The following is a 21,918-nucleotide window of genomic DNA, read 5'->3' as shown; positions in this document are numbered from 1 at the left end:
CACGCGACCGGGCGGGGGCGTCCGCGCGTCTGGACGCCCCCGTGCGCGCGTCTGAACGCCCCCTGAGCGCTCGCGGGGCCACGGGCGGGCTCCCCGGGGGCGCTGGTCGGATTACCGCCCGTCATGGGCCATCATGGAGCCCGCAAGCGTGGACAGCCCCCGAGGAGTGACGTGAAGACCGAGCTGAGCACGATGATCCTGGAGCGCATCCGGGACATCCCCGACTATCCGCAGCCCGGGGTGCTGTTCAAGGACATCACCCCGCTGCTGGACGACCCGGTGGCGTTCGCGGCCGTGGTGGACGAGCTGGCGGGGCTGCACGAGGTCGACAAGATCGTCGGCATCGAGGCTCGCGGCTTCATCCTGGCCGCCCCGGTCGCCTACCGGGCCGCCGCGGGATTCGTGCCGGTCAGGAAGAAGGGCAAACTGCCTGCCGCCACGCTGGAGGCGTCCTACGATCTGGAGTACGGTTCCGCGACCATCGAGGTGCACGCCGACGCGTTCCAGCCCGGCGACCGCGTCCTCATCGTCGACGACGTGCTGGCCACCGGCGGCACGGCGGAGGCGACGGTCGAGCTGGTGCGCAGGGCCGGAGCCGAGGTCGTCGGCGTGGCCGTCCTCATGGAGCTCGCCTTCCTCAAGGGGCGCGAGCGCCTGACGGGGGTGGAGACCCACGCCCTGGTGATCGTCTGAGCAGGACCCGCGGCGGCCCAGGTTCGCCGCCTGGATACACTGGGGGACCTGGACTCGAAAGTGAGGAGTCTGAGTGCCCCGTGATGTGGTCGCGCCCGACGTAGCGGACGCAGGCAGCGCCGAGACCGTGCCCGGCGCGCCCGCGGCACGTCGACGGCGATTTGGGGGTGGTGGCATGAATCCGGTGCTGGAGCCGCTGTTCCGGACCGTCCGCGCCACCCATCCCAAGGCCGACCTGCGGCTGATCGAGCGCGCCTACGATGTGGCCGCCTATCACCACCGCGATCAGAAGCGCAAGAGCGGCGACCCGTACATCACGCACCCGCTGGCCGTGGCGACGATCCTGGCCGAGCTCGGCACCGACGACGAGACGCTGTGCGCCGCCCTGCTGCACGACACGGTCGAGGACACCGCCTACAGCCTGGACGAGCTGCGCGGCGACTTCGGCGACACGATCGGCTCGCTGGTCGACGGCGTCACCAAGCTCGACAAGGTCAAGTTCGGTGACGCCGCCCAGGCCGAGACCGTGCGCAAGATGGTCGTCGCCATGTCGCGCGACATCCGGGTGCTCATCATCAAGCTGGCCGACCGGCTCCACAACATGCGCACGATGCGCTATCTGCCCGAGCACAAGCGCCACCAGAAGTCCCGCGAGACCCTGGAGATCTTCGCCCCGCTGGCCCACCGCCTGGGCATGAACACGATCAAGTGGGAGCTGGAGGACCTGGCGTTCGCCATGCTCTACCCCAAGCGCTACGACGAGATCGCGCGCATGGTGTCGGAGCGGGCGCCGCGCCGCGACCTGTTCCTGCAGGAGGTCATCGAGAAGGTCTCCGGCGACCTGCGCGACGCCAAGATCCGCGCGGTGGTCAAGGGCCGGCCGAAGCACTACTACTCGGTCTACCAGAAGATGATCGCCCGCGACGTGGCCTTCGACGACATCTACGACCTGGTGGGCATCCGGGTCCTCGTCGACAGCGTGCGCGACTGTTATGCGGCGCTCGGAACGATCCACGCGCGCTGGAACCCGGTCCCTGGCCGGTTCAAGGACTACATCGCGATGCCCAAGTTCAACATGTACCAGTCGCTGCACACGACGGTGATCGGTCCCGAGGGCAAGCCGGTGGAGCTGCAGATCCGCACCCACGGCATGCACCACAGGGCCGAGTACGGCGTGGCCGCGCACTGGAAGTACAAGGAGGAGGTCGGCGGCCCCGGCCCCGCCGGCAAGGTCAAGCCGGGCAGCGACATGGCCTGGCTGCGCCAGCTCCTCGACTGGCAGAAGGAGACCGCCGACCCGGGCGAGTTCCTGGAGTCGCTGCGCTTCGACCTGTCGGTGTCGGAGGTCTACGTCTTCACCCCCAAGGGCCAGGTCATCCCGCTGCCCGAAGGGGGCACGCCGGTCGACTTCGCCTACGCCGTGCACACCGAGGTGGGCCATCGGTGCATCGGCGCCCGGGTCAACGGCCGGCTGGTGCCGCTGGAGTCGCGGCTGGGCAACGGCGACACCGTCGAGATCTTCACCTCCAAGTCGCCCGACGCCGGGCCGTCGCGCGACTGGCTCAAGTTCGTCAAGTCCGGCCGCGCCCGTAACAAGATCCGGCAGTGGTTCTCCAAGGAGCGCCGCGAGACCGCGATCGAGGCGGGCAAGGAGGCCATCGGGCGGGCGATGCGCAAGCAGGGCCTGCCGCTGCAGCGGCTGATGTCCGGCGAGGCGCTGCTGGCCCTGGCCCGCGACCTGCGCTACCCGGACGTCTCGGCCCTGTACGCGGCCGTGGGCGAGGGCCACACGGCCGCGCAGACGGTCGTGCAGAAGCTCGTGGCGTCCATCGGCGGGGTGGAGAGCGCCGAGGAGGACATCGCCGAGACGTCGCTGCCCACGCGCCTGCGCGGCCGTCCCAGGGGCGGCGGGGCCGGCGTGGTCGTGGCGGGCGACGCCGACGTGTGGGTGCGGCTGTCCAAGTGCTGCACGCCGGTGCCCGGTGACGAGATCGTCGGGTTCGTCACCCGCGGCCACGGCGTCTCGGTGCACCGCGCCGACTGCACCAACGTCCAGCAGCTGCGCACCCAGCCCGACCGGCTGGTCGAGGTGAGCTGGTCACCGGGCGACGACAGCGTGTTCCTGGTGGCGATCCAGGTGGAGGCGCTCGACCGGCCGCGCCTGCTGTCAGACGTCACCCGTACGCTGTCCGACCAGCACGTCAACATCCTCAGCGCCTCCGTCACCACCTCGCGCGACCGGGTGGCGGTCAGCAAGTTCACCTTCGAGATGGGCGATCCCAAGCACCTGGGCCACGTGCTCAAGGCCGTCCGGAGCATCCAGGGCGTCTTCGACGTCTACCGGGTGAGCGGCGCGGGCAGCTAGCGGGGCCGCAGGTCGGGCAGGTTGACGACGATCGCCTCCTGGGTGCTGCGCGATGACGACGACGGCCTCCCGCGACGGGTCGGGGTTCTCCTCGCGGTGCGGCACGTACGGGGGCACGAAGACGTAGTCGCCGGGCCCGGTGTCGACGCGCCGCTCCCGCCCGTCCTCCAGGAAGACGAACGACGGGGTGCCGCTGACCACGTAGATGGCGGTCTCCGAGGCGCCGTGGTGGTGGTCGGCCGAGCGGGTGGCGGGGGAGACGTGCGTCTGGCCCATCCACAGCCGCCGCGACCCGGTCGTGCCGTCGCTGATCGCGGCCAGCCGCCGCATGCCGGGCGTCTGCGCGGTGCCGCCGGACAGGCCGGAGGACGGCACGTGGCGCAGCGGCTGGTGGAACGGGTCGGCCTCGATGCGGTGGCCCTCCCACAGGCGGCCGCCGGCGCGGTCGAGGACGCCGGTCGCGGCGGCGGCCAGCCGGGCCGGGTCGTCGCGGGCGGCCAGCAGCTCGGCGGCCAGCTCGGGGTCCTGGGCGCGCAGCTCGCGCAGCAGCCACTTGCCGCCGCCGTGCCAGCGGCCCGCCAGCGACAGCGCCAGCCGGGCGGTCTCCTCGACGACGTGCCAGGAGGTGAAGGCGCGCTCGCCGGGGTCGCCGCCGCCCGCCAGGTCGTCCAGCAGGTCCGACAGCACGTAGCGGGCCCGGTCGAGCCGGGGCGCGGGCAGCGGGCCGGGACCGGCGTCGAGGCGGGCGCGCAGCTCGCGCTGGAGCTCGGCGGCCTGGCCGTCCGAGCGGTCCACGAGCAGGACGCCGTCGGCGCACAGGCGCATCAGCGTGGGCCGGTCGCGCGCGACGTCCTGCTCGACGAAGGCGAGCAGGCTGGTGCGGCTGTGCACGAGCAGCTCCACCGGCCACTCCCTCCACCGGCGCGACTCCTTCACCGGCCGGGCCAGGCCGTCGATCACCACGACGACGTCGAGGTCGGAGGTGGGCGTGCGCCGCCCGGTCACCGAGCTGCCGCCGAGGAAGGCGTACAGGGCGCCGGGAAAGAGCTCCTCGACGAGGGTGCGCGCGGCCGTCACGGGATCCATGACGGCCAGCATAGGTCTCAGAGCTGCCGGGAGAACGTGACCAGGTCGTTACCGGGGCCGTTGTAGCCGGGCACCGGCGGGCTCACCGCGAACCCCAGACGCCGGTGGAAGGCGATCGACGCCGTGTTGGCGGGGGAGGTGATCGCCCTGACCACGTGGCAGCCGTGCTCACGGGCCAGGTCGAAGAAGCGCCCGTACAGGCGCCTGCCCAGGCCGGCCGCCCGCTCGCGCGGGCTGACGCCGACGAAGTGGATGTACGCCTCGCCGGGCAGCGACGGCGAGACGAGGCCGACGAGGAAGCCGGCCAGTCCGGCCGGCCCCTCGGCGACGAAGCTCGTGCGGTGGAAGTGGTCGAGGAAGAGCCGGGGGAGCACGGGCAGTATCGGCCGCCCCCACCACTCGTCGACCACCGCCGCGATCGCGTCATAGTCGCCGGGGACGGCGGACCGGATCTCGTCCACGCGCGTCAGCTGAACTCGGCCAGCGTGCGCTCGGCCTCCTCCAGCCAGGAGCGGCGCGCGATGATCGCCTCCTCGGCCTCCTTGGCGTCCTTGGCCCGGCCGTTGGCCTGGGCCTTGGCCAGCCGCTTCTCCAGCTGCTCGATCGAGGTGCGGAGCTGGTCGACCGTGCTCTGCGCGCGGGCGCGGGCCTCGGGGTTGGAGCGCTTCCACTCGGCGTCCTCGGCCTTGCGCACGGCGTCGTCGACCTTGCGCAGCCCGCCCTCCAGCCGGTCGCGCTGCTCGCGCGGCACCGGGCCGGCGGCCTCCCAGCGCTCCAGCAGGTTGCGCAGCGCCGCCCGGGCCGCGCGCACGTCGGTGACCGGGAGCAGCTTCTCGGCCTCGATCAGCAGCTCCTGCTTCACCTCCGCGTTGGCGGCCAGCGAGGCGTCACGCTCGGCGAAGACGGCCGAACGCGCCTGGAAGAACTGGTCCTGGGCGCTCTTGAAGCGCGCCCACAGCTCGTCCTCGGCCTCGCGGGAGGCGCGGCCGGCGCTCTTCCAGCGCTGCATCAGGTCGCGGTAGACGGCCGCGGTCTCGCCCCAGTCGGTCGAGCCGGCGATCGCCTCCGCCTCGGCCACGATGGCCTCCTTGGCGGCGCGCACGCCCTCACGCTGCTCGTCGAGCCCGGCGAAGTACTGCTTGCGCCGCTTGGCGAAGGCCGTGCGGGCGGCCGAGAGCCGCTTCCACAGCTGCGCCTCGGTGACCCGGTCGATGCGGTCGGCGGCCTTCCACTCCTCGACGAGCTGGCGCAGCCGCTCGCCGCCGGACTTCCAGTGAGTGGTCTCGTCGGCGATGCGCTCGGCCTCGGCGACGATCCGCTCCTTGACGCCCCTGGCCTCGACCCGGGCCTGCTCACGCGCCGCCTTGACCTCCTCGCGGCGCTGGGCGACCAGCTCCGAGAGGGTGTCGAGGCGGGCCGTCAGCGCGCCCAGGTCGCCGACGGCGTGCGCGTCGGAGACCGCCTCGCGCAGCTTGACGATGCTGGCCTCGGCCTGCGCCGGAGCCAGGTCGGTGCCGCGCACGCGCTGCTCCAGGAGCTGGACCTGGCCGGCCAGTTCGTCGTACTTGCGATGGAAGTAGGCCAGTGCCTCTTCGGGCTCGCCGGCCTGCCAGGACCCGACGGCCCGCTCTCCCTCAGCCGTACGCACGTAGACGGTGCCGTCGTCGTCTACCCGGCCCCACGGGTCGGTGCTCACCGTGTCCTCCCGCACTTTCCATCAGACCCTTCGGGACTCTTCGTCCCTAGTTTGTATTACGTCAGCTCTTGCCACTGATTGTCACGTCTTTGATTTCGACGGTTTCCTTGGGAGCTCCGGTCCCATCACCCGAATCGCCGATGACGCCCGCCTTGTTCACCTTGTCCAGGATGTCGAGCCCCTTCGTGATCGTACCCACCGGTGTGTAATCGGGGGTGAGACCGATGTCGCCGTACACGAGGAAGAACTGGCTCCCCGTCGAGCCCGGCGCCTGCGTCTTGGCCATCGCCATCACGCCGCGCTTGTAGGTGGCGCCCTCCAGGTTCTCCTCGACCATCACGTAGCCGGGCCCGCCCGAGCCGTCGCCCTGGGCCTTGCCGTCGGCCTTGGCCTTCGGGTCGCCGCACTGCAGCATCGGGAACTTGTCGTTGCCGAGCCGGTGGCACTTGCTGCCGTCGTAGAAGTTCTTGCTCGCCAGGTGGTCCAGCGAGTTGACGGTGCACGGCGCCTTGGCGTTGTCCAGCGTCACCACGATGTCGCCGAGATTGGTCTCCAGCGTCATCGTCTTGGTGGCCGGCTTGAGCTTCACCTCCGCCGGCGGCATGCCGACGTCCTTGACCTGCCCGCCCGCCGTGTCGGCGACGTAGCCGCACGTGCCGGTCGCCGGATCGTACGGCTTGGGCTGCGCGGCCGCGGAGGCGGTCTCCTGCGGCGCGGAGGCGGTCGGGGTGCTGGCTGCCTCCGTCGCGGAGTCGCCGCCGCCCAGCATCGCCACCGCGGCGACGATGCCGCCCACCACGACGACCACGCCCACCGTGGAGCCGATGATCGCGGTGCGCTTGTTGCGCTGCTCACGCTCCAGGCGGCGCTGCATCTGCCGCTCGTAGTGCTCGCGTGCCAGCTGCTTCTGCCGGTCCTTCCCCGTGGCCACCGCTTTGCCTCCCATAGTCAATCAACTGAGGTGGGCGAATCGTATCGGCCAACGGGTAATGATTCGCAGCCCGGCGACCCGCACCGGTACCCTTCGGTTACATTCCCATTGGCATTTTTGACGAGATCAGCTGAGGCAGATGCTCATCGCCGGCTTCCCCGCAGGGGCCTTCCAGACCAATTGTTACGCCGTCGCGCCCGCTGCGGGCGAGGAGTGCGTCATCATCGACCCAGGTCAGGACGCCACCGAGGGAGTCGAGGAGCTGCTGCGCGAGCATCGCCTCAAGCCGGTCGCGGTCCTGCTCACCCACGGCCACCTCGACCACGTGTGGTCGGTGGCCCCGGTCTGCGGCGCGCGCGACGTCCCCGCCTGGATCCACCCCGAGGACCGGCACCTGCTGAGCGACCCGGCGGCCGGCTGGTCGCCGACGAGCGCGTCGCTGTTCGGCGGCATCACGCTGAGCGAGCCCGACGACGTCCGCGAGCTGTCCGACGGCGCCGTGCTGGAGCTGGCCGGCATGGAGTTCACCGTCGACCACACGCCCGGCCATACCAGGGGGTCGGTGAGCTTCAGGCTGCCCGCTGACGAGATCATGTTCGCGGGTGACCTGCTGTTCGCCGGCTCCATCGGCCGCACCGACCTGCCGGGCGGTGACTATCCGACGATCCTGCGCAGCCTCGCTGCCAAGTGCCTGACGCTGCCTGACGATACGGTCGTCCTGCCGGGCCACGGACCACAGACCACGATCGGCCACGAGCGCGCCACCAATCCTTATCTCAAGGAGGCCGCGCCGCACGCCGGTCCCACACGAGGAATCTGATGACTTTCCAAGCACCGAAGGGCACCTTCGACTGGCTGCCACCCCGCTCCGAGCAGGTTCTCGCCGTCCGCGAGGCGCTCGTCGCCCCGGTACGGCTGGCGGGCTACGGCTATGTCGAGACGCCCGTCTTCGAAGACACGCAGCTGTTCGCCAGGGGCGTAGGCGAGTCGACCGACATCGTCTCCAAGGAGATGTACACCTTCCCCGACAAGGCCGGCCGCTCGCTGACCCTGCGGCCCGAGGGCACCGCGTCCGTGGTGCGCGCCGTCCTGCAGCACAACCTGCAGGCCGGGCAGCTCCCGGTCAAGCTGTGGTACTCCGGCAGCCAGTTCCGCTACGAGCGTGCCCAGAGGGGCCGTTACCGTCACTTCTGGCAGGTCGGCGCCGAGGCGCTCGGTTCCGAGGACCCGGCGCTCGACGCCGAGCTCATCATGCTCGCCGCCAACGGCTTCGCCTCGGTGGGGCTGAAGGACGTCAGGCTGCTGCTCAACTCGCTCGGTGACAAGACCTGCCGGCCCGCCTACCGGGCGGCGCTGCAGGACTTCCTGCGCGGCCTCGACCTCGACGAGGACACCCGCGCGCGGATCGAGATCAACCCGTTGCGCGTGCTGGACGACAACCGTCCTGCGGTGCAGGCCCAGCTCGAGGGCGCGCCCCTGGTGATCGACCACCTGTGCGAGGCGTGCAAGGCCTACCACGAGGAGGTGCGGTCCCTGCTGACCGCCTCCGGCGTCGCCTTCGAGGACGACCCCAAGCTCGTGCGCGGCCTCGACTACTACACCCGCACCACGTTCGAGTTCGTGCACGGCGGGCTCGGCTCGCAGTCGGCCATCGGCGGCGGCGGACGCTACGACGGCCTCAGCGAGATGCTCGGCGGCCCGCCGCTGCCCAGCGTCGGCTGGGCGCTCGGCGTCGACCGCACGTTCCTGGCGATGGAGGCCGAGGGCCTGCTGCCCGAGACCGCGCCAGGCCGCGTCCAGGTGTACGGTGTCGCGCTGGGCGACGACGCCCGCCGCCGGATGTTCCACCTCGTCGCGGAGCTGCGCGGGGCGGGCGTCAGCGCCGACATGGCCTTCGGCGGCAAGGGGCTCAAGGGCGCGATGAAGGGCGCCGACCGCTCGGGCGCCCGGTTCGCGCTCATCCTGGGCGAGCGTGACCTGGCCGCCGGGGCCGCGCAAGTGAAAGACCTGACCACCGCTGAGCAGACCGAGGTGCCGCTGGCCCAGGTCGTCGACGTCTTGAAGGGGAAAGTGCAGTGATCCGCACGCATAAGGCCGGGGAGCTCCGCGAGGAGCACGCCGGGCAGCAGGTGACGCTCGCAGGATGGGTGGCCCGCCGCCGTGATCACGGCGGCGTGGTCTTCATCGACCTGCGCGACGCCTCCGGCTCGGCGCAGGTGGTCTTCCGCGAGGAGGACCACGCCCACGACCTGCGCGCCGAATACTGCGTGCAGGTGTCCGGCCTGGTACGGGTGCGGCCCGAGGGCAACGAGAACCCCGAGCTGCCCACCGGCGCGATCGAGGTCGTGGCCGAGACGGTCGAGGTGCTCAGCGAGTCGGCGCCGCTGCCGTTCCCCATCGAGGGCAACGTGGGGGTGTCGGAGGAGGCGCGGCTGAAGTACCGCTACCTCGACATCCGCCGCCAGCAGGTCGCCACCGCGATGCGCACCCGCTCCAAGGCCACCTACCTGGCCAACGAGGTGATGAACGAGCTCGGCTTCGTCTACGTCGAGACGCCGACGCTCACCCGCTCCACGCCCGAGGGCGCGCGCGACTTCCTGGTGCCGGTGCGCCTGCAGCCGGGCAACTGGTACGCGCTGCCGCAGTCGCCGCAGCTGTTCAAGCAGCTGCTGCAGGTGGCCGGGCTGGAGCGCTACTACCAGCTCGCCAAGTGCTACCGCGACGAGGACCTGCGCGCCGACCGGCAGCCGGAGTTCACCCAGATCGACGTCGAGATGTCCTTCGTCGACCAGGAGGACGTCATCGAGGTCGGCGAGAAGCTGATCGGCAGGCTGTGGCGGGAGATCCTCGGCTACGAGATCCCCATGCCGCTGCCCCGCATGACCTACGCCGACGCGATGGCCCGCTACGGCTCCGACAAGCCCGACCTGCGCTTCGGCCAGGAGCTCGTCGAGATGACCGACTACTTCGCCGGCACGTCGTTCCGCGTCTTCCAGGCCGACTACGTCGGCGCGGTCGTCATGCCCGGCGGCGCCTCGCAGACGCGCAAGGAGCTCGACGGCTGGCAGGAGTGGGCGCGCAGCCGCGGCGCCAAGGGCCTGGCGTACGTGCTCGTCCAGGAGGACGGCACGCTCGGCGGCCCGGTGGCCAAGAACCTGTCGGAGGCCGAGACCTCGGGCCTGGCGGCGAAGGTCGGCGCGCAGCCGGGCGACGCCGTCTTCTTCGCGGCCGGCGCCCGCGGCGCCTCGCGCGACCTGCTCGGCGCGGCCCGGCTGGAGATCGGCCGCCGCTGCGGGCTCATCGACGAGTCGCAGTGGTCGTTCCTGTGGGTCGTGGACGCGCCCATGTTCGAGGAGGACGGCGAGGGCGGCTGGACGGCCGTGCACCACCCGTTCACCGGCCCCAAGCCCGAGTGGGCCGACAACTTCCAGGACCACCCGGCCGAGGCGCTCGCCTACGCCTACGACATGGTCTGCAACGGCATGGAGATCGGCGGCGGCTCCATCCGTATCCACCGCGCCGAGATGCAGCAGCGCGTCTTCGACGTGCTCGGCATCTCCAAGGAGGAGGCGGAGAGCAAGTTCGGCTTCCTGCTGGAGGCGTTCAAGTACGGCCCGCCGCCGCACGGCGGCATCGCCTACGGCTGGGACCGGATCTGCATGCTGCTGTCGGGCGGCGACTCGATCCGCGACGTGATCGCGTTCCCGAAGACCGCCTCCGGCTTCGACCCGCTCACCGGCGCGCCCACGCCCATCACCGGCGTCCAGCGCAAGGAGGCGGGCGTCGACGCCCAGCCCAAGGAGAGCTGAGCCTCCGGCCGCACATGACAACGGCAGGCGTCCGACGGGACGCCTGCCGTTGTCGTTGCCGTCGCCGCTCGTCAGGTGAGGGTGACCTTCTTGATGATGATCGGCGTCTTGGGGGCCGTGGAGCCGCCGTCGCCGGTGATGTCGTTCTCGTTGACGATGACGCCGTCCTTGGCGACCTTCTCGATGATCTCCAGGCCCGACTGGACCATGCCGAGCACCGAGTAGACCGGGTCGATCTGGGCGTTCTCGTCCGAGAGCGAGATGGCGAACTGGCTGCTGTTCTGCCCGGCGGCGTCCTGCGGCTGGGTGAGGAACACCACGCCCTTCGTGTACGGCACCAGGCCCGCGGCCTCGTCACGGAAGACGTAGCCGGCCGTGCCCTGGCCGTCGGTCGGGTTCTTGCCGTCGGCCTTGGCCTTCGGGTCGCCGCACTGCAGCAGGAACAGGCCGGACGTCTCCGGGGTCACCAGGCGGTGGCACTTGGTGTTGTCGTAGAAGCCCTTCTTGGCCAGGAAGGCCATCGAGTTGACCGAGCACGGCGTGACCGCCGGGTCGACCTGGATGACGATGTCGCCGTGGTTGGTGGTGATCGTCATCTTCGAGAGCTTCATGTTGGGCTTCTTGCCCGGCATGCCCACGTACTTGAACGGGACACCCGAGGTGTCCTTCTTGTAGTCGCACGTGACGGGGCCGGTCGGCGTCGCCGTGGGCGACGGCATCTCGGTCACCGGCGGCGAGGGCGTGGCGGAGGCCGTGGGCGTGGTCGCCGCCGCGACCGTCTGCTTGTCGTCGCCGCCGACGAGGGTGGTCACCGCGAAGATGCCGCCCGCCACCACGGCCACGGCCACGCCGGCGCCGATGAAGGTGTTGCGCCTGGCCTTGGACGCCTGGCCCGCCGCGCGCTGCGCCTGCCGCTCCTTGTGCTCGCGAGCCAGCTGGCTCTGGCGGTCGTCGTCGTCGCCGCTCACCGGTATGTCCTCCATCTTTGCTGACACATGACCAAATAACTCCGCGAATGCTACCGGCCCCGCGATGTGCCGGACGTAAGTGACGAAAACTCACCGCAGTGACTCGACGGCGCTGACCACGGACGCGACCCGGGACGACCGGTGGCGCCGGGCGCGTAAACTCGCGATGTGGAGAGTCTGTTCGATTCAGCGGCTGAGGAGGCCACGCCGCAGCCTCTGGCGGTCCGCATGCGGCCCCGCACGCTCGACGAGGTGATCGGCCAGCGCCACCTGCTCGGCGCCGGCACGCCCCTGCGCCGGCTGGTCGAGAGCGAGGCGCCGATGTCGCTGTTCCTGTGGGGACCGCCCGGCACCGGCAAGACCACGCTCGCCTACGTGGTCTCCAACGTCACCAAGCGGCGCTTCGTGGAGATCTCCGCCGTCTCGGCCGGGGTCAAGGACGTCCGGGCCGCCATCGACGACGCCCGCCGCCAGCTCGGCATGTCCGGCCGCCAGACCGTGCTGTTCGTCGACGAGGTCCACCGCTTCAACAAGGCCCAGCAGGACGCGCTGCTGCCCGCCGTGGAGAACCGCTGGGTCACCTTCATCGGCGCCACCACCGAGAACCCCGCCTTCTCCGTCATCTCGCCGCTGCTGTCGCGCTCGCTGCTGCTCACGCTGGAGTCGCTGACCGACGACGACATCGCCGCCGTGCTGCGGCGCGCGGTCTCCGACGAGCGCGGGCTCGGCGGGCGCGCCACGCTCGCCGACGAGGCGCTGGAGCACCTGGTACGGCTGGCCGGCGGCGACGCCCGCCGCTCGCTGACCTACCTGGAGGCGGCCGCGCTGCTCGACGACGAGATCACGGTCGAGGTCGTGGAGAAGGCCGCCGACAAGGCCGCCGTCCGCTACGACCGGCAGGGTGACCAGCACTACGACGTCATCAGCGCCTTCATCAAGTCGATGCGCGGCTCCGACGCCGACGCCGCGCTGCACTACCTGGCCCGGATGATCGAGGCCGGCGAGGACCCCCGGTTCATCGCCCGCCGCCTGGTCATCTTCGCCTCCGAGGACGTCGGCCTGGCCGACCCCACCTGCCTGCAGACCGCCGTCGCAGCCGCCCAGGCCGTGCAGCTCATCGGCCTGCCCGAGGGCCAGATCAACCTGGCGCACGCCGTCATCCACTGCGCGCTGGCGCCCAAGTCCAACGCCGTCGTCAAGGCCATCGGCGCGGCCGTCGGCGACGTGCGGCGCGGCCTCATCGGCCAGGTCCCCGGCCACCTGCGCGACGCCCACTACCCGGGCGCCGCCAAGCTGGGTCACGGCGAGGGCTACAAGTACCCGCACGACTTCGAGCACGGCCTGGTCCGCCAGCACTACGCGCCCGAGCAGGTGCGCGAGCGCCGCTACTACGAGCCGACCACGCACGGAGCCGAGGCGCCGGTCGCCGGACGCTGGGGAAAGATCCGCGAGTTCCTCAGGGGATCGGACCCGTCCTGACATGTCCTCACCGACCTCGTCCCCGGGACGCGATAGGGTCTTGGCGTTCCGGCCCAGCGTACGAGGGAGATGAGCGGATGCTTACCGCTGGAGAGGTCGCCGGGCTGATCGCCGCCACGGGATGGATCGTCCTGGTCTGCGTTCTCGCCATGGTGCTCGTCAAGCTCGCCAGGCTGCTCACCGAGACCACCAAGGCGGTCTCCGAGCTCAACGCGCGCCTGACGCCGCTGCTCGACGACATGAGCGTCACGGTCAACGAGACCAACCGGCAGCTCGTCGCGGTCGAGGCCATCGCCAGGGACGTCAAGCAGGTCAGCGGGCACGCCGCCAAGCTGAGCGCGGTGACCCAGACCGTCTTCACCGGGCCGCTGATCAAGGTGTCGTCGCTGAGCTACGGCGTCCGCAGGGCCATCGAGGCCCGCAGGCCGCGCAAGGCCGGGCGGCGGTGATCACGGCGATGATCAGACGGCTGTTCTACCTGTCGCTCGGCGCGCTCATCACGCTGTGGGTGATGCGCAGGCTGCAGGCGCTGCACCCCAACCACATCGCCCGCCGCACCGCCGACGGCGCCGCGGGCATGCTCGTGCGGGTGAGAGACTTTACCTCCGACGCGCTCGGCGAGGCCGCCGGGCGCGAAATCGAGTTGCGGGCCCGCTTCGGTCTCGACAACGCTGAAGACAACCACTAAAGCAAAGGATGGCCACCATGGAGTCGGCAGAGATCGCGCGCCGCTTCCTGCGCTTCTTCGAGGAGTGTGGGCACAAAGTAGTGCCCTCGGCCAGCCTGATCGCAGAGGACCCCACGCTTCTCCTGGTTCCGGCCGGTATGGTGCCGTTCAAGCCGTACTTCCTGGGGCAGCGCAAGCCTCCGGCGTCCCGGCTGGCCACCGCCCAGAAGTGCGTGCGCACCCCCGACATCGACGAGGTCGGCAAGACCACCCGTCACGCCACGTTCTTCCAGATGCTCGGCAACTTCTCCTTCGGCGACTACTTCAAGGCCGAGGCGATCCCCTTCGCCTGGGAGCTGCTGACGCGCTCGGAGTCCGACGGCGGCTTCGGCTTCCCCGAGGAGAAGCTGTGGGCGACCGTCTACCTGGACGACGACGAGGCCTACGACCTCTGGCGCAACAAGGTCGGCCTGCCGGACGAGCGCATCCAGCGCCGCGGCCTGGAGGACAACTACTGGCACATGGGCGTCGCCGGCCCCGGCGGCCCCTGCTCGGAGATCTACTACGACCGCGGCCCCGAGTACGGCAAGGAAGGCGGGCCGGTCGCCGACGAGGACCGCTACCTGGAGGTGTGGAACCTCGTCTTCATGCAGTACCAGCTCAGCCAGGTCCGCACCAAGGTCGACTTCGACGTGGCGGGCGAGCTGCCGGCCAAGAACATCGACACCGGCATGGGCCTGGAGCGCATGGCGGCGATCCTGCAGGGCGTCGACAACATCTACGAGATCGACACCACGTACAAGATCCTCGACAAGGCGGCCGAGCTCACCAAGAGCCGCTACGGCAGCGACCCGCGCACCGACGTGAGCCTGCGCGTGATCGCCGACCACGTCCGCACCGGCACCATGCTGGTCGCCGACGGCGTGCTGCCCAGCAACGAGGGCCGCGGCTACGTGCTGCGCCGCATCCTGCGCCGCTCGGTGCGCAACCTGCGGCTGCTCGGCTCCGGCGACGAGCGCTACATGCACACCCTCACCGACGTGGCGATCAACGTCATGGGCGAGCAGTATCCCGAGCTCAAGGTCGACGCGCCGCAGATCCACGGGGTCATCGACGCCGAGGAGGCGTCGTTCCTCGGCACGCTGCGCACCGGCACGGCGATCTTCGACGTGGCCGTCGAGGAGACCAAGCGCAAGTCCGCCACCACGCTCTCCGGCGACCAGGCATTCCAGCTCCACGACACCTACGGCTTCCCCATCGACCTCACCCTGGAGATGGCGGCCGAGCAGGGGCTCAAGGTCGACGAAGAGGGCTTCCGCCGGCTGATGAAGGAGCAGCGCGAGCGCGCCAAGGCCGACGCGGCGGCGAAGAAGACCGGCAACGCCGACATCTCCGTCTTCGGGCAGCTCCTGGAGAGCGCGGGCAAGGTCGAGTTCCTCGGCTACGACGAGACCGAGGCCGACACCACCGTCATCGGCATCCTGTCCGGCGGCGTCTCGGTCCCGGCGGCGGGCGCGGGCACCGAGGTCGAGGTCGTCCTCGGCCGCACCCCCTTCTACGCCGAGGGCGGCGGCCAGCTCGCCGACCAGGGCGTCATCCGCACCGCGGGCGCCGAGGTGGAGATCCACGACGTCCAGACGCCGGTCGCCGGCCTGGTCGTGCACCGCGGCAAGGTCCGCTCCGGCGAGCTGCGCGCGGGCGACGAGGCGCACGCGGAGATCGACCTGGAGCGCCGCCGCGCGATCTCGCGCAGCCACAGCGCCACCCACCTGGTCCACCGCGGCTTCAAGAACGCGCTCGGCGAGTCGGCGGCCCAGGCCGGTTCGGAGAACTCGCCCGGCCGCTTCCGCTTCGACTTCACCGCGGCCGGGGCGGTCCCGCCGAGCGTGCTGCGCGACGTCGAGGACGAGGTCAACGCCGTCCTGATCAACGACCTCAAGGTCAACGCCTTCTACACCTCCCAGGCCGAGGCGCGGGCGATGGGCGCGCTGGCGATGTTCGGCGAGAAGTACGGCGACGAGGTCCGCGTGGTCGAGATCGGCGACTACTCGCGCGAGCTGTGCGGCGGCACCCACGTGCACAGCTCCGGCCAGCTCGGCCTGGTCAAGGTGCTCGGCGAGCAGTCGGTCGGCGCGGGCGTGCGCCGCGTCGAGGCGCTGGTCGGCATCGACGCCTTCCGCTTCCTGGCGCGCGAGAGCCTGCTGGTCGCCCAGCTCACCGAGCAGCTCAAGGCGCGCCGCGAGGAGCTGCCCGAGCGCATCGAGGGCATCGTCACCCGGCTGCGCACCGCCGAGAAGGACCTGGAGAAGCTGCGCTCCGCCCAGGTGCTCCAGGTGGCGGGCGAGCTCGCCGCGCAGGCGGCCGACCTGCGCGGAGTCTCCGCGGTGACACACCGCGCGCCTGATGGCACCAGCGCCGACGATCTGCGTAAGCTCGCGCTTGACGTGCGCGGGAGGTTCCCGGCCGACCGTCCGGCGGTCATCGTGATCGCCGGAGTCCCCTCCGACCGGCCCGTGGTGGTTGCCGCGGTGAACGAGGCGGGACGCGAGCGCGGGCTCAAGGCCGGGAGACTGGTCGGCGTCGCCGCCAAGGCGCTTGGGGGTGGCGGTGGCGGCAAGGACGACGTCGCGCAGGGCGGTGGCACCAGGCCCGACGCGATCGACGACGCGTTGCGGCTGGTCGAGCAGGCCGTCGGCGAGCAGCTCGGCTGAGATGAGGTTCGGCACGCGGCTCGGCGTCGACGTCGGGTCCGTACGCATCGGCGTGGCGCGCAGCGACCCTTCGGGGATGCTCGCCACGCCGGTGGAGACCGTCAGGCGGGGCGAGGGCGACCTCGACCGCATCGCCGCGATCGCGGCAGAGCACGAGGCCGTCGAGGTGGTGGTGGGACTGCCCACCTCGCTGTCCGGCCGTCAGGGCCAGGCGGCCCAGCTGGCGCGCGAGTTCGCGGCTCGGCTGGCCGCCCGGCTGGCCCCCACGCCCGTCCGGCTCTTCGACGAGCGGCTCACCACGGTGGCCGCCCAGCAGGGGCTGCGGGCCAGCGGCGTGCGCGCCAAGAAGCAGCGCGGCGTCATCGACCAGGCGGCGGCCGTGGTGCTGCTGCAGGACGCGCTCGACGCCGAGCGCGCGACCCGCAGGCCGCCGGGCCGGCCGGTCGACCCGCCTTCCGCGACAGGCGACGGCCCGTCCGCATGACGGCCGTGCTCCACCGCTCGAAGATCGCTAAAGTGATCGTCGGCCGGTGCCGCCGCGTGGAAACTGTTACCCAGCGTGACGACAAAGTGCGCGTGGCGTGTCCGGCGACGGGTGATCCGCACCGGTTTAACGCGACGAATCCGGTGCATAGAATCACGAAATTCACCGACAAAGAGAGCGGGTTCGTGAGATACCGGAAAGAGTCGAACGACAACCTCGGGACGAACTGATGCTCGCCGGGCTGCATCCCACCCCGCGGGAGCGCGCCGGTGTCACCGTGCGAAGCTCCCGACCCGGGACACACACGCTCTTTCCGTCCTCTAGCATGGCTACTCACAGTGACCCCTGCCGGCCGTCGCAGCGTGTCCGGCACATCCCCCTCGTCCGCTCGGTGACCCCCCACCGCCGGGTGTCACCGAGTGACCCCGGGCCAGCAGTTCCGGGAGATTGGCCGGCTCACCTATGAACGATCTCGACATGGACTTCCTCCTCGGCGCCGAGGACGACGACGGCCGGGGCGGGCGTCGCGCCAGGGGCTCGGGCAGACGCGGCGGGCGCAGGAGGCGCAGGCGCCGCAGCCGGGGCCGCTTCCTGGCCCCGCTGCTCGCGTTCATCGTGCTGGCGGGCATCATCGGCGGTGGCGGCTACTACGGCTACCAGTGGGTCAGCGACGCCATCGTCCCCGACGACTACGCCGGCAAGGGCAGCGGCGAGGTCGTGATCGAGATCAAGGACGGCCAGAGCGCCTCCGAGGTGGCCCAGGAGCTGGAGCGGCAGGGGGTCGTCGCCAGCGCCAGGGCGTTCACCAACGCCGTCGACAGCGCGGGCAAGAGCTCGTCGCTGCAGCCCGGCTCGTACAAGCTTCGCAAGCAGATGGCCGCCGCCGAGGCCGTCAAGCTGCTCAACCCCGACGCGCGGCTGCGCCTGACGGTGACGCTCAAGGAGGGCCTGCGCCTGTCCGACACCTTCACCCAGCTCGCCGAGGCGACCGGCAGGAGCGTGAAGGAGTTCGAGACCGCGGCCAAGAAGCCCGACGAGCTCGGCCTGCCCAGCTACGCCAAGGGCAAGCTGGAGGGCTACGCCTTCCCCGCCACCTACGAGTTCCAGCCCAAGGCCACCGCGTCCGAGATCCTGGGCCAGATGGTCGAGCGGTTCAACCAGTCGGCCGAGAAGCACGACATCAAGGCCGCCGCGAGGAAGCGCGGCTTCACCGCCCACCAGATGCTCACGATCGCCAGCATCATCCAGGCCGAGGCGGGCCGGCACGAGGACATGCCCAAGATCGCCCGGGTCATCTACAACCGGCTCGACCACCAGCCGGAGATGCACCTGCGCATGGACAGCACGGTGATGTACGCCTGGAAGCGCTACAAGACCGCGGCCACGCACGCCGAGCTGGAGATCGACTCGCCGTACAACACCTACAAACACCTCGGCCTGCCGCCGGGCCCGATCGCCAACCCCGGCGACCACGCGATCGAGGCGGCGCTGAATCCCGCCAAGGGCTCCTGGCTGTACTTCGTGGCCACCGATCCCAGCAGGAGCAGCGTGACCAAGTTCGCCACCACCGAGGCCGAGTTCGAGGCGCTGCTCGCCGAGTACAGACGGAACGGCGGCTGATCCGGGGATGAGGGCCGCGGTCCTGGGCTCGCCCATCAGCCACTCGCTCTCGCCGTTCCTGCACCGGGCGGCGTACCGGGAGATGGGCCTGACCGGCTGGAGCTACGAGGCGTTCGAGTGCGACGAGGCGCGGCTGCCCGCGAAGCTGCGCGAGCTGCGCCCGGTGCGCGGCGAGCGCGACGGCGACGCGGGCGCGTGGGCGGGGCTGTCGCTCACGATGCCGCTCAAACGCGCCGTGCTGCCCCTGCTCGACACCGTCTCGGAGCTGGCCGTCGAGGTGGGCGGCGCCAACACCGTGGTGTTCTCCGGCGGCGCCGCGCACGGCGACAACACCGACGTGTACGGGATCACCCAGGCGCTGGCGGAGGCCGGGGTGCCCGCGCCGCGCTCGGCCACCGTGCTCGGCGGCGGCGCCACGGCCGGGTCGGCGCTCGCCGCGCTGCGCGAGCTGGGGCTGTTCGCGGTGACGCTGATCGTGCGCGATCCGGCCAGGGCGGGGGAGACCGCGGCCGTGGCCGAACGGCTCGGGGTGACGCTCTCGGTGCGGACGTTCGACAAGCTCGACGCCGCGCTGGAGGCCGACCTGGTCGTCTCGACGCTGCCCGGCGGGGCCGCCGACGCCTACGCCGACCGGCTGGCGCGGGTGCCGGCGCTCTTCGACGTGGTCTATGCGCCCTGGCCGACCGTCGCGGCGGCGGCCGTGCGCGCGGCGGGCGGCACCGTGGTCGGCGGGTTCGCCATGCTGCTGCACCAGGCGGTGCGGCAGGTGGAGCTCATGACCGGCCGCACGGACGTGCCGGTGGACGCCATGCGCGCGGCCGGCGAGGCGGAGATCCTCAGGCGGTCCGGCGAGCGGGGATGACCAGCAGGATGACCAGCACGGATGGACCAGCGGGATGATTCGAGGAAGCTCCGTGGTTGTGGTAATGTAGCTCTCTGATCGGTCCGGCATGACTTGCTGGACGCGCAAGCGGAGGTCTCCCTCCCACCCGAGTCGCCGCGAGGTGGCCGGGTAAAGGATCACGCCGGACTACTCCGGGGAGCTTGAGGCCACGAAGCCGAAAAGCTCAGTGGCCCCGCATGCGCGACGTGCGGGGCTTTTCGCGTTGCGGCGAAGAGCTGCCCGGCACGACGAGCACGTAGGGATCGCAAACCTAGGAGGCCCCATCAGCACTGAGCCCCGCATCAACGAGCGTATCCGAGTTCCCGAGGTCCGCCTCGTGGGCCCGAACGGCGAGCAGGTGGGCATCGTGTCCATTCACGACGCCCTGAAGCTCGCCCAGGAAGCCGACCTGGACCTCGTCGAGGTCGCGGCGACGGCTCGACCGCCCGTGTGCAAGCTCATGGACTACGGCAAGTTCAAGTACGAGTCCGCGATGAAGGCGCGCGAAGCGCGCAAGAATCAGGCGCACACGATCATCAAGGAGATCAAGCTCCGGCCGAAGATCGACCCGCACGACTACGAGACCAAGAAGGGTCACGTGGTGCGGTTCCTCAAGGCGGGAGACAAGGTCAAAGTCACGATCATGTTCCGCGGCCGTGAGCAGTCCCGGCCCGAGCTCGGCTTCCGGCTGCTGCAGCGGCTCGCCGAGGACGTCCAGGAGCTCGGGTTCGTCGAGTCCCAGCCCAAGCAGGACGGCCGAAACATGATCATGGTGATCGGTCCGCACAAGAAGAAGGCCGAGGCCAAGGCCGAGAAGGCCGCCGCCAAGGCACAGCGTGGCAGCGAGGAGCCTTCCGTAGAGGAAGTGTGACCCGCGGTTCGGGTTTAGCCTTACTGGACACCCGAGCAGGCCACCCCGCCACACGAAGACGCCGCGACCGGGCCGGCCAGCACCGGCCCGGCCACCGGCACGACCGAATGAGGAGAGACGGCGACATGCCGAAGATGAAGACGCACAGCGGTGCGAAGAAGCGGTTCCGGCTCACCGGCACCGGCAAGGTCAAGCGCCGCCGCGCCAACCGCGCGCACTACAACGAGTGGAAGTCGTCCACGCTGACGCGCCGTCTCAAGAACGAGGTCGTCCTTTCCGACGCCGATTCCAAGAAGATCAAGAAGCTGCTCGCCAAGTAGCGCGAACTTTCCCCGGGGAGAAGAAACATGGCACGCGTGAAGCGGGCGCTCAACGCCAAGAAGAAGCGCAAGGTCGTCCTCGAGCGGGCGAGCGGTTACCGTGGCCAGCGGTCGCGGCTCTACCGCAAGGCCAAGGAGCAGATGCTCCACTCGATGACGTACGCCTACCGGGACCGCAAGGACCGTAAGGGCACGTTCCGTCGTCTCTGGATCCAGCGGATCAACGCCGCCGCCCGCCAGAACGGCATCACCTACAACCGCCTGATCCAGGGTCTGCGTCTGGCCAACATCGAGGTCGACCGCAAGATCCTCGCCGACCTCGCGGTGAACGACAGCCAGACCTTCGCCACGCTCGTCGAGGCCGCCAAGAAGGCGCTCCCGGCGAACGTGAACGCGCCGGCCGCGAGCTGAGCCGTACCGAGCTGAGCCAAGGGCCCGCCTGACGGTGGGCCCTTTGCCGTGCCCGGGACCGGTTCGCCCGAGCCGGTCGTCCGGGCCGACCGTTGTGAGAGCCAGGGGGATGAGATGGCCGGGACCGAGCTGACCAACCTGAGGTCGCCGCGCGTGAAGGCGGCCCGCAGGCTCACCAAGCGCGCCTTCCGCGAACAGGACCGCAAGTTCCTGGCCGAGGGCCCGCAGGCGGTGCGCGAGGCGCTCAAGCTCGACGGCGTGACGCTGGAGCTGTTCACCACCGCCGAGGCCGAGCTGCGCCATCCCGAGCTCGTCACCCAGGCCACCCTCCAGGGCCTGCCGGTCCACCGGGCCAGCGGCGAGGTCATGGCCGAGCTGTCGCAGACCGTCACCCCGCAGGGGCTGCTGGCCGTCTGCCGCCACGTCCACGTGCCGCTCGGCGATGCGCTGCCCGCCGAGCCGAAGCTGGTCGCCCTGCTCGCCCACGTACGCGACCCGGGCAACGCCGGCACCGTGATGCGGGCCGCCGACGCCGCCGGGGCCGACGCCGTGGTCTTCACCGACGCCTCCGTCGACCCGTACAACGGCAAGTGCGTGCGTGCCAGCGCCGGGAGCCTGTTCCACCTGCCGGTCGTCATCGGCGAGTCGGTGGCGGCGGCCGTGGCGCGGCTCAAGGAGCGCGGGCTGCGCGTGCTGGCGGCCGACGGCGCGGGCAAGCACACCCTCGACGACGTCGACCTGTCCGGGCCGGCCGCGTGGATCTTCGGCAACGAGGCGTGGGGGCTGCCCGACGACGTGCTCGCGCTCGCCGACGACGTGGTCCGGGTGCCCATCTACGGGCAGGCGGAGAGCCTCAACCTGGCGACCGCCGCGGCGGTCTGCCTTTACTCGTCCGCGAGGGCTCAGCGAGTGCCCTAGGCGGCG

Annotated in this window: 21 protein-coding genes and 1 pseudogene; 17 read left to right on the top strand and 5 right to left on the bottom strand. The window is 70.9% G+C overall.

What is annotated here, in order from left to right; translation table 11 throughout:
• Window positions 1-171 precede the first annotated feature (171 nt).
• Together ACWDXC_RS38400 and ACWDXC_RS38395 are read left to right on the top strand one after the other, a co-directional pair.
• Window positions 172-693 carry an adenine phosphoribosyltransferase gene (locus ACWDXC_RS38400; RefSeq protein WP_219502173.1) on the top strand — a complete coding sequence of 174 codons (522 nt, stop codon included), beginning with the start codon at window positions 172-174 and terminating at the stop codon, window positions 691-693.
• 175 nt (window positions 694-868) lie between these two features.
• The gene (locus ACWDXC_RS38395; RefSeq protein WP_219502174.1) at window positions 869-3,058 is read left to right on the top strand and encodes a RelA/SpoT family protein; all 2,190 of its coding nucleotides are present in this window, start codon (window positions 869-871) and stop codon (window positions 3,056-3,058) included.
• Window positions 3,059-3,175: 117 nt separating this feature from the next.
• Here ACWDXC_RS38395 and ACWDXC_RS38390 read toward each other — a convergent pair.
• The 4 genes and pseudogenes from ACWDXC_RS38390 to ACWDXC_RS38375 form a co-directional block, all read right to left on the bottom strand.
• A pseudogene (locus ACWDXC_RS38390) lies at window positions 3,176-4,144 on the bottom strand (nucleotidyltransferase domain-containing protein); the annotation flags it as partial.
• 17 nt (window positions 4,145-4,161) lie between these two features.
• A complete protein-coding gene (locus ACWDXC_RS38385; protein WP_449990816.1) occupies window positions 4,162-4,614 on the bottom strand; it encodes an N-acetyltransferase family protein in 453 nt (150 codons plus the stop codon).
• On the bottom strand, window positions 4,611-5,840 hold the full coding sequence (locus ACWDXC_RS38380; protein WP_449990687.1) for a DUF349 domain-containing protein: 1,230 nt from the start codon (window positions 5,838-5,840) through the stop codon (window positions 4,611-4,613). The genes ACWDXC_RS38385 and ACWDXC_RS38380 overlap by 4 nt, the downstream gene beginning before the upstream one ends.
• A gap of 61 nt (window positions 5,841-5,901) precedes the next feature.
• Window positions 5,902-6,771 carry a peptidylprolyl isomerase gene (locus tag ACWDXC_RS38375; protein ID WP_308125660.1) on the bottom strand — a complete coding sequence of 290 codons (870 nt, stop codon included), beginning with the start codon at window positions 6,769-6,771 and terminating at the stop codon, window positions 5,902-5,904.
• Between the two features lie 139 nt (window positions 6,772-6,910).
• On the opposite strand from ACWDXC_RS38375, the gene ACWDXC_RS38370 reads away from it, so the two are divergent.
• The 3 genes from ACWDXC_RS38370 to aspS are packed head-to-tail and all read left to right on the top strand — an operon-like array spanning window position 6,911 to window position 10,580.
• Window positions 6,911-7,591 (top strand): MBL fold metallo-hydrolase, encoded by a 681-nt coding sequence (locus tag ACWDXC_RS38370; RefSeq protein WP_364181605.1) that lies wholly within the window; start codon window positions 6,911-6,913, stop codon window positions 7,589-7,591.
• Window positions 7,591-8,850: a histidine--tRNA ligase gene (hisS, locus tag ACWDXC_RS38365; RefSeq protein ID WP_449990686.1), complete on the top strand. Its 1,260-nt coding sequence runs from the start codon at window positions 7,591-7,593 to the stop codon at window positions 8,848-8,850. The genes ACWDXC_RS38370 and hisS overlap by 1 nt, the downstream gene beginning before the upstream one ends.
• Window positions 8,847-10,580 carry an aspartate--tRNA ligase gene (gene aspS / locus ACWDXC_RS38360; protein ID WP_449990683.1) on the top strand — a complete coding sequence of 578 codons (1,734 nt, stop codon included), beginning with the start codon at window positions 8,847-8,849 and terminating at the stop codon, window positions 10,578-10,580. The genes hisS and aspS overlap by 4 nt, the downstream gene beginning before the upstream one ends.
• Before the next feature lie 71 nt (window positions 10,581-10,651).
• On the opposite strand, the gene ACWDXC_RS38355 is transcribed toward aspS, so the two are convergent.
• Window positions 10,652-11,548 carry a peptidylprolyl isomerase gene (locus ACWDXC_RS38355; protein ID WP_449990680.1) on the bottom strand — a complete coding sequence of 299 codons (897 nt, stop codon included), beginning with the start codon at window positions 11,546-11,548 and terminating at the stop codon, window positions 10,652-10,654.
• Between the two features lie 228 nt (window positions 11,549-11,776).
• Between ACWDXC_RS38355 and ACWDXC_RS38350 the strand changes: the two genes are divergently transcribed.
• The 12 genes from ACWDXC_RS38350 to ACWDXC_RS38295 all read left to right on the top strand — a co-directional run bounded on the left by ACWDXC_RS38350 (window position 11,777) and on the right by ACWDXC_RS38295 (window position 21,912).
• Complete coding sequence (locus ACWDXC_RS38350; protein WP_246644345.1) at window positions 11,777-13,027, top strand: replication-associated recombination protein A; 1,251 nt, start codon at window positions 11,777-11,779, stop codon at window positions 13,025-13,027.
• 77 nt (window positions 13,028-13,104) lie between these two features.
• Entirely contained in the window at window positions 13,105-13,476 is a 372-nt protein-coding gene (locus ACWDXC_RS38345) for a DUF948 domain-containing protein (RefSeq protein WP_049568533.1), read from the top strand.
• A gap of 8 nt (window positions 13,477-13,484) precedes the next feature.
• Window positions 13,485-13,715 (top strand): hypothetical protein, encoded by a 231-nt coding sequence (locus ACWDXC_RS38340; RefSeq protein WP_219502194.1) that lies wholly within the window; start codon window positions 13,485-13,487, stop codon window positions 13,713-13,715.
• Window positions 13,716-13,732: 17 nt separating this feature from the next.
• Window positions 13,733-16,405 (top strand): alanine--tRNA ligase, encoded by a 2,673-nt coding sequence (gene alaS / locus ACWDXC_RS38335; RefSeq protein ID WP_449990677.1) that lies wholly within the window; start codon window positions 13,733-13,735, stop codon window positions 16,403-16,405.
• Between the two features lies 1 nt (window position 16,406).
• The gene (gene ruvX / locus ACWDXC_RS38330; protein WP_219502196.1) at window positions 16,407-16,889 is read left to right on the top strand and encodes a Holliday junction resolvase RuvX; all 483 of its coding nucleotides are present in this window, start codon (window positions 16,407-16,409) and stop codon (window positions 16,887-16,889) included.
• On the top strand, window positions 16,886-17,119 hold the full coding sequence (locus ACWDXC_RS38325) for a hypothetical protein (RefSeq protein ID WP_364181593.1): 234 nt from the start codon (window positions 16,886-16,888) through the stop codon (window positions 17,117-17,119). The genes ruvX and ACWDXC_RS38325 overlap by 4 nt, the downstream gene beginning before the upstream one ends.
• Window positions 17,120-17,351: 232 nt before the next feature.
• Window positions 17,352-18,509, top strand: a complete 1,158-nt coding sequence (gene mltG, locus ACWDXC_RS38320) for an endolytic transglycosylase MltG (protein ID WP_449990674.1) — start codon at window positions 17,352-17,354, stop codon at window positions 18,507-18,509.
• Between the two features lie 7 nt (window positions 18,510-18,516).
• Entirely contained in the window at window positions 18,517-19,371 is an 855-nt protein-coding gene (locus tag ACWDXC_RS38315) for a shikimate dehydrogenase (protein WP_449990671.1), read from the top strand.
• A 244-nt stretch (window positions 19,372-19,615) separates the two neighbouring features.
• Window positions 19,616-20,263, top strand: coding sequence for a translation initiation factor IF-3 (gene infC, locus ACWDXC_RS38310; RefSeq protein WP_246644322.1), 648 nt, complete (start codon window positions 19,616-19,618; stop codon window positions 20,261-20,263).
• A 125-nt stretch (window positions 20,264-20,388) separates the two neighbouring features.
• On the top strand, window positions 20,389-20,583 hold the full coding sequence (rpmI, locus tag ACWDXC_RS38305) for a 50S ribosomal protein L35 (RefSeq protein ID WP_219502200.1): 195 nt from the start codon (window positions 20,389-20,391) through the stop codon (window positions 20,581-20,583).
• 27 nt (window positions 20,584-20,610) lie between these two features.
• Window positions 20,611-20,994, top strand: coding sequence for a 50S ribosomal protein L20 (gene rplT / locus ACWDXC_RS38300; RefSeq protein ID WP_049568547.1), 384 nt, complete (start codon window positions 20,611-20,613; stop codon window positions 20,992-20,994).
• Between the two features lie 114 nt (window positions 20,995-21,108).
• A complete protein-coding gene (locus ACWDXC_RS38295; RefSeq protein ID WP_449990667.1) occupies window positions 21,109-21,912 on the top strand; it encodes a TrmH family RNA methyltransferase in 804 nt (267 codons plus the stop codon).
• The last annotated feature ends 6 nt before the right edge of the window (window positions 21,913-21,918 follow it).

Source organism: Nonomuraea sp. NPDC003214, assembly GCF_053590035.1.
This window is presented reverse-complemented; position numbering and strand designations above follow the sequence as displayed.